Raw genomic sequence first — 15,884 nt, 5'->3', positions numbered from 1 at the left:
CATCGGGTACATTCCCGGCCATGAACCGACGGGGGCATGCCCTAATGACGCTGGAAATGGCGGACAACGCCCATAAGCCAAAATCCGCTCGCCGTGACATGACAAGCGGCGCGATCACCGTGGCGGCGATCTTGTTGTTTGTCGGCACGGGCAGTTCTGCGCTGTCGAGCGCGGTCAAATATTACTTCGCCGCCGGTGACCCAACCGACCGGACATTGGTGATTGCGCTGTTGCTGAATGTTGCCCTGATTCTGATCGGGTGGCGGCGTCATAATGAGTTGCGCCGCGAGGTTGAGGTGAGGACTGCCGCCGAAGAACGCGCGCAATTGCTCGCGGCGCGTGATCCGTTGACGGGCTTCCTCAATCGGCGCTCGCTGGCGGAAGAGGGCGCAGCGTTGCTGGTTCAGGCCGAGCGCCGGCAAAAGGCACTGGCGATGCTCATGCTCGATCTCGATCACTTCAAGACAATCAACGATATGCATGGCCACGCTACCGGCGATGGGCTGTTGCGGCTGGTTTCGGAAGAAATTGGCCGGGCGATGCCGTCGGTGGCGTTGATGGGGCGGCTGGGCGGCGATGAATTCGCCTGTGCTTTCCTGTTTGATCCCGCGCACCCCGATACAGTCGAGCGGATCGCCGAACGGCTGGTTTCGCGGGTCGCCCAGCCCTTTGTGTCCGATGGCCTGCAATTACAGATTAGCGCCTCGATCGGCATTGCCCGGACTGATCATGGATGTGCGAGCATCGATGCGCTGATGCGCAGCGCCGATATCGCCATGTATGCCGCCAAAAATGCGGGTCGCAACCGCTTCGCCTGGTTCGACCAATCCATGGAGCGTGAACTCAAGGCGCGCAACGAACTTGAAGTTGGGCTCCGCACGGCGATCCCGCGGCAGGAAATCGTCCCTTATTTCGAACAGCAGATCGACCTAAGCACCGGTCGACTGTTTGGCTTTGAGGTGCTGGCACGCTGGGAACATCCCACACGTGGGCTGATCCCTCCTGAAAAATTCATCTCGATCGCCGAGGATATCGGGATGATCAGCGATTTGTCGCTGTCGGTGATGCGCCAAGCCTGCTTGATCGCGAAAGATTGGGAACAGAGCCTCAGCCTGTCGGTCAATATCTCTCCGCTGCAACTCAAAGACCCTTGGCTGGCGCAGAAGATCGTCAAGGTGCTCACCGAGACAGGCTTTCCAGCGAGCCGCTTGGAACTTGAGATTACCGAGGTTGCGCTGTTCGACAATCTCGCGCTCGCGCAGTCGATCGTCGGCAGTATCAAAAATCAGGGCATCCGCATCGCGCTCGACGATTTCGGCACGGGGTATAGTTCGCTCGCCCATCTGCGCGCCCTGCCTTTTGACCGGATCAAGATCGATCGCAGCTTTGTCGGATCGATTAATGTGAACGCTGAAAGCGCCGCGATCGTCAATGCGATCGTTCGGCTTGGCGAGAGCCTGAACCTGCCGATCACCGCCGAGGGAATCGAGGATGCAGCGATCGAGGATCGGCTTCGCGCAATGGGATGCAGCAAGGGCCAGGGCTATCTTTACGGGCGCCCACTAACGGCTGCAAATGCGCGTCGCTTGCTCGCCGAAAAGCGACTGCTGCGCAACGCGCCTGCAAAGACGCCTGATCTGGATGTCTCCGACGATGAAGCGCGTAAGGCGGGCTAATCGCCTGGGTGCAGTGGACTTCACCGGGAGCGCCCCCTAGATCGGCGGCAATGCCCGCCGTCGCCCCTGCCCCTGTTGCTGCCCGCAGCGTTGATCCGGAAATCATCACGCTTGGCTGCCGGCTGAACCTGGCCGAGAGCGAGACAATCCGCGCCATCACTGCCGGGCGCGACATGGTCGTTATCAACAGTTGTGCCGTGACCCAGCGCGCGGTGCGCGAGACTCGCGCAGCGATCCGCCGCGCTCACCGGGATCGCCCCGAAGCCGCCATTGTCGTGACGGGGTGCGCGGCGCAGATCGATCCGGCGGGCTTCGCTGCTATGCCCGAAGTCTCCCGCGTGATTGGCAATGCCGAAAAGCTTGATCCGGCTGCTTGGAGCGGCACCGCACCTGTGATGGTCAGCGACATCATGGCGGTGCGCACGACCAGCCCGCACCTTGCCGCCAGCTTTGACGCGCATGCCCGCGCTTTTGTTGAGGTGCAAAATGGCTGTGATCATCGCTGCACCTTTTGCATTATCCCGCATGGCCGCGGAAATAGCCGTTCGGTGCCCGCTGGCGCCGTGGTCGATCGTGTCGCGTCGCTGGTCGCCGCTGGCTATCAGGAAATCGTCCTTACCGGGGTGGACTTGACCAGCTATGGCCCCGATCTGCCCGGCAGTCCGACGCTGGCGATGCTGATTGAGCGCATCTTGCGGCACGTGCCGACGCTGCAAAGATTGCGGCTTTCGTCGCTTGATTCGATCGAAATTGATGATCGGCTGTTTGAGCTTGTGACCGGGGAACCACGGATCATGCCGCACCTCCATCTGTCCTTGCAGGCTGGCGACGACATGATCCTGAAACGCATGAAGCGGCGGCATAGTCGCGCTGATTCAGTGCGGATCGTCGAGCGCTTGAAGCGCGCCCGGCCAAGCATTGCAATTGGCGCTGACCTGATCGCTGGATTTCCGACCGAGGATGACGCCATGTTCGCCAACAGCGCGGCGCTGATCGATGATTGCGATATCGTCCACGCGCATATCTTCCCCTATTCGCCCCGTGAGGGCACCCCGGCCGCGCGCATGCCGCAGGTATCGCCCGCGATCCGCAAAGCCCGCGCGGCAGCGTTGCGAGACGCCGCGTCCGCGCGCCGGACGGCGTGGCTGGCTGGCCAAGTTGGCTCGGTCCAGGCAATTCTCGTTGAGCGCCCCGGTGATCGCGGCCACGCACCGAATTTTGCCGAGATCCGTGTTCCGGGTGACCCGGCGCACCCGACGATGGTAGGAGAAATTGTGGCGATGACCATCACTGGCGTCGATGGCACGCGGTTGATCGGGGTGCCGGCATGACCACGGCCTGGCATGAAAAGCTGCTTGGCGGCTTCAAACGCACCTCAGATCGTCTGATCGGTAACCTTGCGGGCCTTGGATCGGCCAGACTCGACACCGATACGCTGGACCAGATTGAGGAGGCGCTGATCGCTTCCGATCTTGGACCGACGACAGCCGCGCGGATCAGGGCGAGGCTCGCCGAAGGCGCTTTCGAGCGCAATATGGAAGAGCTCGGCATCCGGGTGATCGTTGCCGAAGAGATTGAAAAGGTGCTGGCCAAGGTCGCCCGCCCGCTTGAAATCAGCGCTTTCCCGCGTCCCCATGTCATATTGGTGATTGGCGTTAATGGATCGGGCAAGACGACGACGATCGCCAAATTGGCGCATCTGTTTACCGAACAGGATTATGGCGTGATGCTCGCCGCTGGTGACACGTTCCGCGCCGCGGCGATCGGCCAGCTGGCGACCTGGGCCGACCGGATTGGCGTGCCGATTGTGCGCGGACCCGAGGGGGGCGACGCCGCCGGAATCGTCTTTGATGCCGTCAAAAAGGCGACCGCGACCGGGATCGACGCGTTGATCGTGGACACCGCTGGACGCTTGCAGAACAAGCGCGAATTGATGGATGAGCTCGCCAAGATCAAGCGGATGCTGGGCAAGATCGATCCGGCATCGCCGCATGACGTGGTGCTGGTGCTGGATGCTACCACCGGCCAGAACGCCTTATCGCAAATTGAAGTGTTCAAGGAAGTCGCCGGGGTGACCGGGCTGGTCATGACCAAGCTTGATGGCACAGCGCGCGGCGGTGTGCTGGTGGCCGCCGCGGAGCAGTTTGGGCTGCCCATCCATGCCATTGGCGTCGGTGAAGGGGTTGGCGATTTGCGGCCCTTTGATGCGAACGAAGTTGCGCGGATCATCGCAGGCGTGGAAAGGCCCAGAAATGGCTGATCAATCCTCCCCCAAGGCAGCGCCGCCGGGCTTACGCATGGCGATCGATTTCGGGCCGCTGATCGTGTTTTTCGCCGTCAACGGCTTAGTCGGCGGGCCGCAGATTGGCCGGGTCATTACCGCAACGATCGCCTTCATGACGGCAACGGTGATCGCGATGATCATCTCCCGCTGGAAGACCGGCCACATCTCACCGATGCTGTGGATGTCGGGTCTGTTGGTGATGGTCTTTGGTGGCCTGACCATCTATTTTCACGACGAAACCTTCATCAAAATCAAGCCGACGATCATTTATCTGATGTTCGCGAGCGTGCTGATTTTCGGGCTCGTCACGGGTCGCCCGCTGCTGCAATTCGTGCTCGAATCCGCTTATCCTGGGCTCAGCCCAAAGGGCTGGCGCCAGCTGACAATCAACTGGGCGGCATTTTTTATCGTGCAGGCGGTGCTGAACGAAGCCGTCTGGCGCAACACCAGCTGGGATTTCTGGGTCGCCTATAAATTATGGGGTGTGATCCCGATGACGATGCTGTTCGCGATCGCCAATCTGCCGATGCTGATGAAGCACGGCATGCAGATGGACGGCAACGCGCCGCCGATCCCGCCTGAAGGCTAGCGCCTCGCCCGGTGGGGCGAGGCGCTATGCACTCAACCCTGGTCAGCGCGCGAAATGCCCGCGCCGTCCAGATTCTGCGCGGCAAATTCCCAGTTGAGAATCTTGGCCGTCACGGCTTCCAGATACCCCGGCCGGGCATTGCGATAATCGATGTAATAAGCGTGCTCCCACACGTCGATCGTCAGCAGCGGCTTCATGCCATCATAAACGACTGGCGTGTCGGCATCATGCAGCGACGTCACCTTCAGCTTGCCGCCATCGAGCACCAGCCAGCCCCAGCCGCTCGCGAAGTGGTTGGTCGATTCTGCGACCAGTTGCTTTACCAGTTCTTCGGTCGTGCCGAATTCGCTGGTGATCATCTCGGCCAGCTTGCCCGTTGGCGCGGCATAATTTGGCGTCAGCGAATGCCAGAAAAATGTGTGGTTCCAGATCTGCGCCGAATTGTTGAACAGGCCCTTTTCGCCCTTGTCCTTGGCGTGCTTGATCACGTCCGTAAGCTTCGCATTTTCCAGGCCATGCTGCAGCAGCATGCCGTTGGTCTTGTCGACATAGGCCTTGTGGTGCTTGCCATGATGGAAATCGAACGTCTCGGCCGACATCACGGGGGCAAGCGCGTCCTTGGCATAGGGCAGTGCGGGCAATTCGAAAGCCATTGGATAGTCTCCTGTTGGGTGGTGATGCACGCGTCGTGCTCACCGTTGGGAACGCCGTTACGCCCCAATTGGGTCCGCCGCGATCATTGCGCAACCGATTCGTCTTGGGATTTTACGCGGGCAGCAGGTCGTGCCGCCGCAAGGCGTGACGAAGCTGGTCATAACTCAGCCCCAATGCCTCTGCGGTTGCGCGTTGATTGAAGCGATGCTCGGCAAGCGCGCGAGACAGCAAGTCGCGTTCAAACCGCGACACCTGCGATTTGAAATCGGACGGCCCCTCTTCGTCACACACTGCCAATGGCTCGTCGGGATGCGTATCGGCCGACATATCAATCGGGGCCGGATCGGCTTTGGCATGCGCTCCACCCGGCGGGCCAGCGGCGGGCGCATAGGGCGAGGCAAAGGGATCAAACTGGATTTCATCAATCGGCCCATCGCGTTCCCAGCGATAGACCGCCCGGCCCACAACGTTGCGCAATTCGCGCACATTGCCCGGCCAGCTATAGCTGACCAGCGTCTCCATCGCCGCTGGCGTGAAGCCCGGCCAATCCGCCCAGCCCAATTCAGATGCCATGCGTCGCCCGAAATGCTCCGCCAGCACCATCACATCCCCCGCGCGGGCGCGCAGCGGCGGCAGGGTCACCACTTCGAAGGACAGCCGATCGAGCAAATCGGCCCGGAAGTGATGTCGATCGACCTTGTCGGGCAAATGCTCATTGGTCGCGCCGATAATCCTGACGTCCACCCTGATCGGGCGCGATGAACCGATGCGGGTGACCTCGCCATATTCCACCGCACGGAGCAACCGGTCCTGCGCCGCCATCGATAAGGTGCCAAGCTCATCAAGGAATAATGTGCCGCCATGCGCTTCTTCGAAGCGTCCAGCGCGCGTCTTGGTCGCGCCGGTAAACGCGCCGGCCTCATGGCCGAACAGTTCTGCTTCGATCAGCGTTTCGGGCAGTGCAGCGCAGTTCATGATGACGAGCGGCTGATCCCAGCGTGGGCTCAGCCGGTGGAGGCGCTCGGCAACCAGTTCCTTGCCGGTCCCGCGCTCGCCGATCACCAACACGGGGCGATCAAGGGCGGCGGCCCGGCTGGCGCGCTCCAGCACGTCCAGGAAGACGCCTGACTGACCGATGACCTGGGTTGTGCGATCCATGCCGATTACTTGGCGTAAAATCCCAAACTTTGGCAAGGTGAAATTGGCAAGATCTGACAGCCTAGGTTCATTAATGGCGCAAATCCGCCATTTTCAAAATTGGCACGCTTCCTGCTGAGCTGTTGGTATCTGCCGATTGGGCAGCACGAAACACTTAAGGCTCAGGAAGAAACGCCATGAATACCGGTTACAACGCAACCAGCCCCGTTCGCACGATCACCGCCATCGCCTTTGCGATGCTGTTCAGCGCCACCTGCGTGATGGGCGCGATTGCGCCAGCCGCGCTTCAGTCCGCCCAGACGGCGCATCTGATCAACGACGTTCCCGTCGCCTAACCCCGCAGGCGACGCCCCTGGCCGGGGTGCAGCTCCCCCTGAAGCACCCCGGCCGCTCTCTCTTTCGATCTTCCCGTATTTAGTCAGGAGTTCCCCGATGGGCATTTTTTCGCGAACCCGAGACATCATCGCCGCCAACGTCACCGACTTGCTCGACAAGGCTGAAGACCCGGCCAAGATGATCCGCATGATCATCCTCGAAATGGAAGAAACGCTGGTCGAGGTTCGCGCGTCCGCTGCGCGCACGATTGCGGATCAAAAGGAAATGCGTCGGCACATCGCCAAGCTGGAAAAGCTGCAGGACAGCTGGACCGAAAAGGCCGAACTGGCGCTGTCGAAGGATCGCGAAGACCTGGCCAAGGCAGCCCTGGTGGAACGCCAGAAGGCGGTCGACATGGCTGATCAGCTTGGTGCCGAAATCGGCGTGCTCGACGATACGCTGCGCAGTGCTGAAGAAGACATCACCAAGCTGCAGAACAAGCTGCGCGAGGCCCGCACCCGCCAGAACTCGATCACGACGCGGCTCGAATCCGCGCATAACCGGGTGAAGATGCGCGAGGCTTATGCCGGCCCCAAGGTGCAGGACGCGTTTTCGCGCTTCGAAATTATGGAGCGTCGTGTCGATTTCGCCGAAGGCCGCGCCGATGCACTCAGCCTGGGCGCACCGCCCAAGACGCTTGAGGAAGAGATCGCCGAGCTGCGGTCAAGCGAAAAGGTCGATGCCGATCTTGCCGCGCTGAAGGCCCGTATCGGCAAGGCGAACTGAGATGGAAGAATTCATGACGATCGCCATCGTCCTGAGCATCCTGTTCATCGGGCTGCCCTGGCTGGTGCTTCATTACATCACGCAGTGGAAGAAAACCTCGTCGCTGACGGGTGAGGACGAAAAGCTGCTCGACGAGCTGCATTACACGGCCCGTCGTTTGGAAGACCGGCTCAACACGATCGAACGCATCATCGCCGCCGATCACCCCGAGTGGAAACTGGGCAGCAACAGCACGCCCGAAGCCCTCGACTACGACATCACCAGGAGGAATTGAGATGAGCGCCAGCCGCACCAAATTCTATCTCGACAAGCAGAACAGCAAATGGCTGGGCGTTTGTGCCGGGATTGCCGACTATACCGGCGTCGAAGTCATCTGGGTCCGTGTCGGCACGGTGATCTTGACGTTGGCCGGGGGCTTCCCCTGGACGCTGATCGCCTATTGGATGATCGCCTGGATGGCGAGTGCGAAGCCAAATGGCTTGTACGAGACGCTCGAGGATCAGAAATTCTGGCAGGGCGTCCGCTCCAACCCGGCACGCACCACCCGCGACGTTCGTTCCAAATTCCGCGATATCGATCGTCGGCTCGCTGACATCGAAACTGCCTATACCAGCCGCAATACGCGACTTGCCGACGAAATCGACAGCCTGCGCTGATCCGGTTCGGGGTAAGGGAGGGAGTTTATTTCAATGAGTAACACGCAAACATTCATCGTCGTCATCGTGCTGATGTCGACGGTGGGCTGGGTCATCACGACCTGGATCCGGGCAAAGCACGGCTATCCTCTGGATAGTGAATTCGGCGGCAAGGTGATCCGCGACCTGGATGATCCCGAAGCTGAGCGCGCCATCAACCTGCTCTCGAACGAGAACCAGCGTCTGACCGGCCAGATCGGCCGACTGGAAGAGCGGATCGCCGTGCTCGAGCGGATCGCCACCGATCCCGCCGAGCGGGTTGCCCGCGACATTGACGCGCTACGCTAAGGGGGAAATATCACATGGACTCGATCGAAACGCTGATGCGCGTCGCGCCACTGATCGTTACCGTCACGATGATCGGCACGGTCGGCTGGATGTTCACCACTTGGCTGCGGATCAAGAACGGATACCCGCTCGATGGTCATTGGGGGCAGGCACTTTATCCAAAGAGCGATCAGGAATCGGTCGAACGGATCAAGCTCCTAAGCCAGGAAAACGCCCAGCTGCGCGCGGAACTTGGATCAATCAAGGATCGGCTCGCCAATGTCGAACGGATCGTCACCGACGGTTCACACAGTCTCCACGCAGAGATTGAAGCATTGCGCATCAAGCCGAATTGAGGATCGCATCATGAACTACGGCAGTCTAGTTTACCTCTTTGCCCTGCTGATCCCAATCGTTGCAATTGTCGCCAAGCAGATCGTCCAACCTTGGCTGCGCCTTCGTGAAAAGCAGATCGAAACTGAAGCCAGCATGATCGCCGAAAAGGCAGCGCAATATGCGGCGCAGACCGAACGCCTGGAACAAAGGGTTCGCGTTCTGGAACGGATCACCACCGATCGCGGCATCGATATCGCGGACGAGATCGAAAAGCTGCGTGATCCGAAACCGTTGAATTAAAAAGAAAATATAGCTTGGAGTGAATCCGATGAGTTTTTGGTCAGCCGTTGTTTTGATGGTCCTTATCGTGGCTGGTGCCCGCGTGTTGCGTGCCCGATATGAAGCGCAGGGCGCCAGCCCATCGCTTGCCAGGGACCCCGATGCGCGCCGCCTGCGTGATGATGTTCAGGCTCTCAAAGATCGGATCGCGGTGCTCGAACGGCTCGCGACTGAAGACACCAACGCCATCCGCCTCGATCTGGAGATCGAGAAGCTGCGCGACATTCGCTAGGAGGATCTGTGATGATCGACCCCACATTATCCGTGACGCTGGCCATTGCGAGCCTGGCCGGGCTGGCCATGGTGACCTTTGCTGGCCTGGCTGGCTGGCGCGGCTGGCTATCGCTTAAGCAGCAAGAGCTGGTTCGCACCCATCCCGAACCGATGCCGGCAATGCAAGGCGCCAGCGCCAGCGCCCGGATCGAGATTGCCGATTTGAAGGAACGAATCCGCAAGTTGGAAGCCATTGCTGCCGGGGTGGACCTCTAAGGTCCATCCCGCTAGCGGGACAAGCATGACCAGCCTGTCCGACATTCACGACGAATATGATTTCCTTGATGCGGATGATCGTTACCGCCTGTTGATCGATCTCGGCCGCGCCTTGGAGCCCATGCCCGATGCGCTGAAGGCCGATACAACCTTGGTCCGCGGATGTTCGGCCTCGGTCTGGGTCTATCCCACCCGACGCGAGGATGGCGCGCTGCATTTTCTGGCCGACAGCAATGCCGCAATCACCAAAGGCATCATCGCGCTGGTGCTGCTGACGGTCCAGGATCAGCTGCCTGCTACAATTGCTGAGACCGATATCGAAGCGAGCCTTGCCCCGTTCGATCTCAAGAACCAGCTCAGTTCAAACCGGACCCAGGGCATCCCCAACATGATTGCGCTGATCCGCGAAACAGCGGCGCGCTACATATGAAGAGCGCTTGATCCGCTCAATTGGCTGACTTTGCCCTTATTGTGCATTAGCGACCCAGCGTGCAGGCAGCCCGCCATCTGATCCGCAACCAAGCCCGACAGGCCCTGCCAATGGGCGTTTCTGGAAGCTGACCAGCGAGGCGCAAAACCGGTCCGTCATCCGTACGGTGCGCTATGACGCCAACAGCGGCGCGGTGATTGATCGCCGGGGCTTTGCCGACAAGCATGTGATCGATCGCATCATCAGTTACGGCATTGCCTGGCACGAAGGGCAGTTATTTGGCTGGATCAACCAGGCAATCGGTGTGATCACCGCCGCCATGCTGATGCTGCTGGCGGCCAGCGGTACGATCATGTGGTGGCGGAAACGGCCAAGCGGAACGTTGGGGGCGCCGCCTGCCCTTCGCGAACCGCAGGCGCGGATCATTACCGCGTTATTGGTTGTGTTGGCGATCCTCCTGCCCGTGCTCGGCCTGTCGTTGCTGCTGTTCTGGCTGGTCGATCAGGGCATTCGTGTCCTGCTGCCCGGCATGGCAGAGCGGCTAGGGCGAGCCTAGGCACGAAGGCCGATCTCGCGCGCCAGCGCGTCGAGATCGGCCCCAGGCCGCACCAGCCGCCATTCGCCCGGCTGACTTGCATCAACGACCGTCACTGCCCCGCGCGGACAAACCCCCAGGCATTTCACCTCGACAATGCCGACCGGCGCCTTGCGGAAGCGTTTTATTCCCAGATGTTTGCGCAGCGCCTTGGCCAGTGATTTTTTGCCATTGCGGCCAAAGCCACCGCCCAGCCGCTTTGAACATTTTGCACAGATCAGGACGGCATTTTCCCAATCAGCCTTGATCAGGGCCTTCACTCAGGCCGCCATTGCCGATTCTCTTCAGCTACGCGCAGCACGTCATAAGCCGCCTGGATCGCCTGAAAGCGGGCGGCGGCGTCCTTGTCGCCTGGGCGAACATCGGGGTGATTAGCCTTGGCCATCTTGCGCCAGGCGACCCGCACCGCTTCAAAGTCGGCATCGGGTTCAAGTTCAAACAAGTCGAGCGCGCGCATTTCGTCCCGCGACCGCGATCCATCGCCCGGCCCTGCCCAGCCATTATGGCGCGATTCGGTGTAGCCAGAGGTGTCGCGATTTTCCTCTGCTTCGCGCGCCGCCGCTTCCTCTGCCGTTAATCCTTCGAAATAATTCCAGCCACGATTATATTCGCCGGCATGGACCTGGCAGAAATACCAGCGTTCGGGGCTGTTGGGCGATTTGGGCGCCGGACAATTGCCGGGCTCCGCACAGCCGTGACGATCGCATAGCCGCACCTGCGTCGCCTCGCGGCCACTGCCATAGCCGCGCCAGCGCGGGAAACCCCAGTCAACGGATCGAGTGCTGCGTGCCATGGTTTTGCCCTTACGCAACAATCACGAGAATTGCCATCAGTGTCCGTACGTTCCGGTCGTAGCACCGCTGCCGGGATAAAATTGGTGGCAATCCAGCAATGATTCAACACATTTTCAGGGGTTCCGCCGATGCTCAAGCGCCTACATAGAAATAGCTGGTCTTAGGCTATGATCACCGATCCTTGATGACGTGGGAGTCCAATGAACAAACCTCAATCGCTCTTGAGCAATTGGCTGGCCGATTTGCCGGCCTCGATCGTTGTTGCGCTCGTCGCATTGCCGCTATGCCTTGGCATCGCGCTCGCTTCCGGCGCACCGCTTTTTTCAGGGCTTATCGCGGGCATCGTTGGCGGCATCGTCGTTGGGTTGGTGTCGCGCTCGCCATTATCGGTTAGCGGGCCCGCCGCCGGTCTGACCGTCATTGTGCTGGACGCGATCCAGAGCCTACCGAGCTACCAGGTCTTTCTTGCTGCGGTTGTCATTGCGGGCATCATTCAGATCGTTTTTTCCGTTTCGCGTGCCGGCTTGCTCAGCGAATTTGTGCCATCATCGGTGATTACCGGCATGCTCGCCGCAATCGGGCTGATCCTGATCCTGAAGCAAGTCCCCTATGCCGTTGGCTATGAGAAGGATTTTGAGGGCAGCGAGAATTTCCTCAATGCCGATGGCGGCAATACGCTAACGACCTTTTGGGCTGGCCTGACCGAGAGCCTGACGCCAGGTGCCGCGATCATCGGGATCAGTTGCACGGCGTTCTTGTTCCTTTGGGACAAGATCAAACCAAAAAAAGGTCCTTTGAAGTTGCTGCCGGGCCCCCTGGTCGTTGTCGTGATGGGGGTGGTCGGCAATGCCCTTTTCGCGGTGTTCCGGCCTGAATGGGCGCTGGGACCCAAGCATCTCGTGCAAGTGCCAATTGCTGACGGCTTTGATGGTTTTGTCGGCCTGTTCACCTTCCCGGATTTCTCGGCGATCGGCACGGGCATTTTGTGGACCACGGCATTGACGCTGGCGATCGTCGCCAGCCTCGAATCGCTGCTCAGCGTGAAGGCGGTCGATGAAATCGATCCGCGCCGCCGCACCACCAACAAGAATTGGGAACTGCTCGCGCAGGGGAGCGGCAATATCGTTTCGGGCCTGATTGGCGGCTTGCCGGTTACATCGGTCATCGTGCGATCGTCGGCCAACGTCATGGCGGGTGCGGAAAGCAAAGCATCGGCAGTCATGCACGGCGTTTGGTTGTTGCTGTCGGTTGCGCTGATCCCGGTTATTCTGAACTTGATTCCGTTGTCCGCGTTGGCGGCTGTGCTGATTGCGACCGGCTATAAGCTGACCAACCCGGCGCTGTTCATCGAACGCTACCGGCAGGGTCTGACTCAGTTTATTCCGTTTGTTGTAACGATTGGGGCGATTTTGTTCACCGATCTGCTGATTGGCATTCTGGTTGGCCTGACGGTGGGCTTCGCTTTCGTCATCGCGCGCAACTTCCGGCCCGCGATCACCTTTGCCGTGGATGGCGAGGATTGCCTGCTGCGCGCGCGGCGCAACCTCTACTTCATTCATAAATATGAATTGCAGCAGGCGCTTAACAAAGTTCCTGACAATTCTATTCTGGTGATCGATCTGTCGTCAACCAGTTATGTCGATCTCGACAATATCGACGTGATCAACGCCTTCATCAAAAGCGCTGCATTCCGGAAGATCGATGTGCATGTCCGCGGCGATGTCGCTGAACGGACCGCGCCAAAGATCAACGCGCCATCCTATGGGGTCCGTTTCGCATGAGACATTACAAGCAGCTGCTGCTCGCCAACAAGGCATGGGCCAAGGAACTGACCGACGAGAACCCGGAGTTCTTCAAGCGTCAAATCGCCGGACAAAAGCCCGATTTTCTGTGGATTGGCTGTTCGGATAGCCGCGTCAGCCCCGAACAAATGACGATGACGCCGCCGGGTGGCATGTTCATTCACCGCAACGTTGCCAATCTGGTGAATGAAGACGATCTCAACCTGATGTCGGTGCTGCAATATGCCACCGATGTTCTGCAGGTGCGCCATATCATGGTCTGCGGCCATTATGGCTGCGGCGGGCTTCAGGCCACGCTGGCGGGGGGCACCAGCGGCGCGGTAGATTCTTGGCTGACCAACGCGCGCGCCGTGCTCCATGCGCATGAGCATGAGGTGACGAGCCAGCCCGATGATGAAACCCGGGTTAATCGCCTGGTCGAGGTGAATGTGCGCGATCAGCTGATCAAGCTCGCCCGCACCAAGCTGATTCAGGCCGCCTGGGCCCGCAAACAGGAGGTGTTCCTGCACGGCTGGGTCTATGACATTCGCGACGGGCACATCAAACCGCTGCTGGAAATCGACGCTTCGACGCCGCTCGATGCCATTGGACAGCCTGACAAGGTGCTGCATGCCAGTCCGGATGCACCAAGCTGACGAGCGAGGCACCGCCGGTGCAGAAAAATGCCAGAGGGTCTGTAAGCCGGGTTCTGTCCACTCCCTGACAGGGAGATAGGCGACCATTCCTCTAGGCCCCGAATTGCTTCGGGGCTCAAGCAACCAACCCGGGTAGCGGGCCGGAACATGCCCTGAGATTACTCTCGCGCCACCCCTATTCGGTCTTGCTCCCGGTGGGGTTTGCCATGCCGCTTCTGTTACCAGTCGCGCGGTGCGCTCTTACCGCACCCTTTCACCCTTGCCTGTGTCCCTTAAAGGACCATCGGCGGTTTGCTCTCTGTGGCACTTTCCCTAAGGTCACCCTCGCCGGACATTATCCGGCACCGTCGTTTCCGTGGAGCCCGGACTTTCCTCGCGCGCCCTAAAGCACCCGCGGCCGCCCGACCCTCTGGCACGATCAGCCTTAGTCGTCCCCTTGCGGCTTTGGCAACAGCAGCGCGAGTAGGATCATCCGGCATTCGGCATCGACTTCGCCGTCGATCATCTCAGGACGAAAACGCCGTTGAAAGGCCATGATCGCGGCCATCGGATCAGTCACGTCATAGCCGAAGCGCTCAAGCGCGAGCAGAAAGCCCGCCTGAGTCCAGTTCGGGTCCATCAGATTCTTGGTCGGCCGCGGCAGGGAAAGGCGCAGCCGGGCCAGCTTGCTCCAGGGGAACAGCTCGCCAGGATCGCGCTTGCGCTGTGGGGCGATATCGGAATGGCCGACGATATTGCCGCGCGTGATCTGATAGCGATCCTTGATCTGCATCACCAGCTGGACAACCGACGCAATCTGTTCGTCGGGAAAGGGGCGATAGCCAAATTCATGGCCGGGATTGACGATCTCGATGCCAACCGACGCGCTGTTGATGTCAGATGGAATATCGCGCCAGCTCGCCAAACCGGCGTGCCAGGCGCGTTTATCCTCTGGCACCAGCCGCAGCACGGTGCCGTCCTCTGCAACAACATAATGCGCCGAAACCCGGTTTGCTGACTCTGGATCGCGAAGCCGGGCGATGGCGGAATCAGCATCCTGCATCCCGGTATAATGCAGGACGATCATCGATATTGGTCGGGCGCGCTCATCGAAATTCGGCGAAGCGGCGTCGATAATGTTCATGACGATGCCGCTTGCGCAGTGCGCACCGTTACGATCGCTACGCCCAGCATGGCCATTGCGCCTCCGACAAGCATGATCGCCGTTACCGGCGTGTTGAAATACCAAGAAGCGGTAAAGACTGAAATCACCGGGGCCGCAAGCGTCAGCGGTGTCACCACGCCAATAGAGTGCCGCTGGAGCAGCCAAGCCATTGACCCCTGCCCCAACACCGTTGACCCAATTGCCGAAAACGAAACCAGCACCACTGTGTGCAATGGCAAATCGGGCAACGCCGCCATCGCTGTCGGCTCCCGCCACCAGGCGACTGCGCCCAATATCACCGTGCCCCACAAGCCGATCCACGCATAGATCGTCAGCACCCGAACGCCGATCAATAACCGTTGGATAAGCGAACAAATTGCCCAGATCAGGGCAGCAAGCGCGGTTAGCGCAAGGCCCAACCCCTCGCCCGCCGCCGCAGGATCGAACACGAGTATCATCACGCCAAGGAGCGAAAGCGAGATGCCAATGATGCGCGGCGCGTGGATGCGTTCGTGAAAGACCATAATCGTCAGCAACAGCGAAAAGGGCACGCCAAGCTGCCCGGCAATTGCCAGCGCACCAACATTGGTCGCCACTGATAGCGAGAGATTTGTAGCGATGTAAAAAGCACCGCCCGAAAGCACCCCAAGCGCGGTCAATTCGCGCATCTTGCCCGGCACAATCCGCAGCGCCGACGCACAGACCAGCAGCACAATCGCTTGGCGGAGAAAGGCGGCGGTAAGTGGGGATATGGCGTCGACCGAGACCTTCACGACGATCAGGTTCAGGCCCCACAAGATATTCATCGCGATGACGACGAACAAATCACGCGGGCCAAACGCCTGTTTTCTGAGGGGCGTCACCAGTTCCATCAACCCCGCTTGGCGCGGTGCCTG

22 protein-coding genes, 1 other RNA gene and 1 pseudogene are annotated in these 15,884 nt (G+C 60.0%); 17 read left to right on the top strand and 7 right to left on the bottom strand.

Annotated features, from left to right (window positions below; genetic code table 11):
* The first annotated feature begins 56 nt into the window (after positions 1–56).
* From B7Y43_RS01455 to B7Y43_RS01440, 4 genes are read left to right on the top strand one after another with little or no spacing between them, the layout of a single operon-like run.
* Positions 57–1,676, top strand: coding sequence for a putative bifunctional diguanylate cyclase/phosphodiesterase (locus B7Y43_RS01455; RefSeq protein ID WP_374129840.1), 1,620 nt, complete (start codon positions 57–59; stop codon positions 1,674–1,676).
* A gap of 50 nt (positions 1,677–1,726) precedes the next feature.
* Entirely contained in the window at positions 1,727–3,007 is a 1,281-nt protein-coding gene (mtaB, locus tag B7Y43_RS01450) for a MiaB/RimO family radical SAM methylthiotransferase (RefSeq protein WP_374129839.1), read from the top strand.
* The gene (ftsY, locus tag B7Y43_RS01445) at positions 3,004–3,936 is read left to right on the top strand and encodes a signaling recognition particle receptor family protein (RefSeq protein WP_374129838.1); all 933 of its coding nucleotides are present in this window, start codon (positions 3,004–3,006) and stop codon (positions 3,934–3,936) included. The genes mtaB and ftsY overlap by 4 nt, the downstream gene beginning before the upstream one ends.
* On the top strand, positions 3,929–4,549 hold the full coding sequence (locus tag B7Y43_RS01440; protein WP_374129837.1) for an inner membrane-spanning protein YciB: 621 nt from the start codon (positions 3,929–3,931) through the stop codon (positions 4,547–4,549). The genes ftsY and B7Y43_RS01440 overlap by 8 nt, the downstream gene beginning before the upstream one ends.
* A 32-nt stretch (positions 4,550–4,581) precedes the next feature.
* Here the strand turns inward: B7Y43_RS01440 and B7Y43_RS01435 are convergent, their stop codons facing one another.
* Together B7Y43_RS01435 and pspF are read right to left on the bottom strand one after the other, a co-directional pair.
* Positions 4,582–5,202: a superoxide dismutase gene (locus B7Y43_RS01435; protein ID WP_374129836.1), complete on the bottom strand. Its 621-nt coding sequence runs from the start codon at positions 5,200–5,202 to the stop codon at positions 4,582–4,584.
* Between the two features lie 112 nt (positions 5,203–5,314).
* Positions 5,315–6,361 (bottom strand): phage shock protein operon transcriptional activator, encoded by a 1,047-nt coding sequence (gene pspF, locus B7Y43_RS01430; RefSeq protein ID WP_374129835.1) that lies wholly within the window; start codon positions 6,359–6,361, stop codon positions 5,315–5,317.
* Between the two features lie 176 nt (positions 6,362–6,537).
* On the opposite strand from pspF, the gene B7Y43_RS01425 reads away from it, so the two are divergent.
* The 11 genes and pseudogenes from B7Y43_RS01425 to B7Y43_RS01375 all read left to right on the top strand — a co-directional run.
* On the top strand, positions 6,538–6,696 hold the full coding sequence (locus B7Y43_RS01425; protein WP_374129834.1) for a hypothetical protein: 159 nt from the start codon (positions 6,538–6,540) through the stop codon (positions 6,694–6,696).
* A 97-nt stretch (positions 6,697–6,793) separates the two neighbouring features.
* Positions 6,794–7,462, top strand: coding sequence for a phage shock protein PspA (pspA, locus tag B7Y43_RS01420; RefSeq protein ID WP_374129833.1), 669 nt, complete (start codon positions 6,794–6,796; stop codon positions 7,460–7,462).
* A 1-nt stretch (position 7,463) separates the two neighbouring features.
* Positions 7,464–7,736 (top strand): phage shock protein B, encoded by a 273-nt coding sequence (pspB, locus tag B7Y43_RS01415; RefSeq protein ID WP_374129832.1) that lies wholly within the window; start codon positions 7,464–7,466, stop codon positions 7,734–7,736.
* Between the two features lies 1 nt (position 7,737).
* Entirely contained in the window at positions 7,738–8,118 is a 381-nt protein-coding gene (pspC, locus tag B7Y43_RS01410; RefSeq protein ID WP_374129831.1) for an envelope stress response membrane protein PspC, read from the top strand.
* 33 nt (positions 8,119–8,151) lie between these two features.
* Positions 8,152–8,445 (top strand): hypothetical protein, encoded by a 294-nt coding sequence (locus tag B7Y43_RS01405; RefSeq protein WP_374129830.1) that lies wholly within the window; start codon positions 8,152–8,154, stop codon positions 8,443–8,445.
* Between the two features lie 14 nt (positions 8,446–8,459).
* Positions 8,460–8,780 carry a hypothetical protein gene (locus B7Y43_RS01400; protein WP_374129829.1) on the top strand — a complete coding sequence of 107 codons (321 nt, stop codon included), beginning with the start codon at positions 8,460–8,462 and terminating at the stop codon, positions 8,778–8,780.
* Positions 8,781–8,790: 10 nt separating this feature from the next.
* Entirely contained in the window at positions 8,791–9,060 is a 270-nt protein-coding gene (locus B7Y43_RS01395) for a hypothetical protein (protein WP_374129828.1), read from the top strand.
* A gap of 28 nt (positions 9,061–9,088) precedes the next feature.
* Positions 9,089–9,331, top strand: a complete 243-nt coding sequence (locus B7Y43_RS01390; RefSeq protein ID WP_374129827.1) for a hypothetical protein — start codon at positions 9,089–9,091, stop codon at positions 9,329–9,331.
* A gap of 11 nt (positions 9,332–9,342) precedes the next feature.
* Positions 9,343–9,588: a hypothetical protein gene (locus B7Y43_RS01385; protein ID WP_374129826.1), complete on the top strand. Its 246-nt coding sequence runs from the start codon at positions 9,343–9,345 to the stop codon at positions 9,586–9,588.
* A gap of 25 nt (positions 9,589–9,613) precedes the next feature.
* Positions 9,614–10,018 (top strand): SufE family protein, encoded by a 405-nt coding sequence (locus tag B7Y43_RS01380; RefSeq protein WP_374129825.1) that lies wholly within the window; start codon positions 9,614–9,616, stop codon positions 10,016–10,018.
* 91 nt (positions 10,019–10,109) lie between these two features.
* Positions 10,110–10,574, top strand: a pseudogene (locus B7Y43_RS01375) (PepSY domain-containing protein); the annotation flags it as partial.
* Here the strand turns inward: B7Y43_RS01375 and B7Y43_RS01370 are convergent.
* Both B7Y43_RS01370 and B7Y43_RS01365 read right to left on the bottom strand, forming a co-directional pair.
* Positions 10,571–10,873, bottom strand: a complete 303-nt coding sequence (locus B7Y43_RS01370) for a (2Fe-2S) ferredoxin domain-containing protein (RefSeq protein ID WP_374129824.1) — start codon at positions 10,871–10,873, stop codon at positions 10,571–10,573. The pseudogene B7Y43_RS01375 and the gene B7Y43_RS01370 overlap by 4 nt on opposite strands.
* Positions 10,870–11,406, bottom strand: a complete 537-nt coding sequence (locus tag B7Y43_RS01365; protein WP_374129823.1) for a J domain-containing protein — start codon at positions 11,404–11,406, stop codon at positions 10,870–10,872. Before B7Y43_RS01365 ends, B7Y43_RS01370 begins: the two co-directional genes overlap by 4 nt.
* Before the next feature lie 201 nt (positions 11,407–11,607).
* Here B7Y43_RS01365 and B7Y43_RS01360 point away from each other — a divergent pair, with 201 nt between their 5' ends.
* Both B7Y43_RS01360 and B7Y43_RS01355 read left to right on the top strand, forming a co-directional pair.
* Positions 11,608–13,188 carry a SulP family inorganic anion transporter gene (locus tag B7Y43_RS01360; RefSeq protein WP_374129822.1) on the top strand — a complete coding sequence of 527 codons (1,581 nt, stop codon included), beginning with the start codon at positions 11,608–11,610 and terminating at the stop codon, positions 13,186–13,188.
* Positions 13,185–13,844, top strand: coding sequence for a carbonic anhydrase (locus B7Y43_RS01355; RefSeq protein ID WP_374129821.1), 660 nt, complete (start codon positions 13,185–13,187; stop codon positions 13,842–13,844). Before B7Y43_RS01360 ends, B7Y43_RS01355 begins: the two co-directional genes overlap by 4 nt.
* A gap of 26 nt (positions 13,845–13,870) precedes the next feature.
* Here B7Y43_RS01355 and rnpB read toward each other — a convergent pair.
* The 3 genes from rnpB to B7Y43_RS01340 form a co-directional block, all read right to left on the bottom strand.
* Positions 13,871–14,257: RNase P RNA component class A (gene rnpB, locus B7Y43_RS01350), an RNA gene on the bottom strand.
* Positions 14,258–14,268: 11 nt separating this feature from the next.
* Positions 14,269–14,967, bottom strand: a complete 699-nt coding sequence (locus B7Y43_RS01345) for an N-acetylmuramoyl-L-alanine amidase (protein WP_374129820.1) — start codon at positions 14,965–14,967, stop codon at positions 14,269–14,271.
* Entirely contained in the window at positions 14,964–15,851 is an 888-nt protein-coding gene (locus tag B7Y43_RS01340) for a DMT family transporter (RefSeq protein ID WP_374129819.1), read from the bottom strand. Before B7Y43_RS01340 ends, B7Y43_RS01345 begins: the two co-directional genes overlap by 4 nt.
* Between the last annotated feature and the right edge of the window lie 33 nt (positions 15,852–15,884).

This window comes from Sphingomonas sp. 28-62-20, assembly GCF_002281505.1.
Note: the sequence above shows the minus strand (reverse complement) of the source record. Positions and strands in the feature narration are given on the sequence as shown.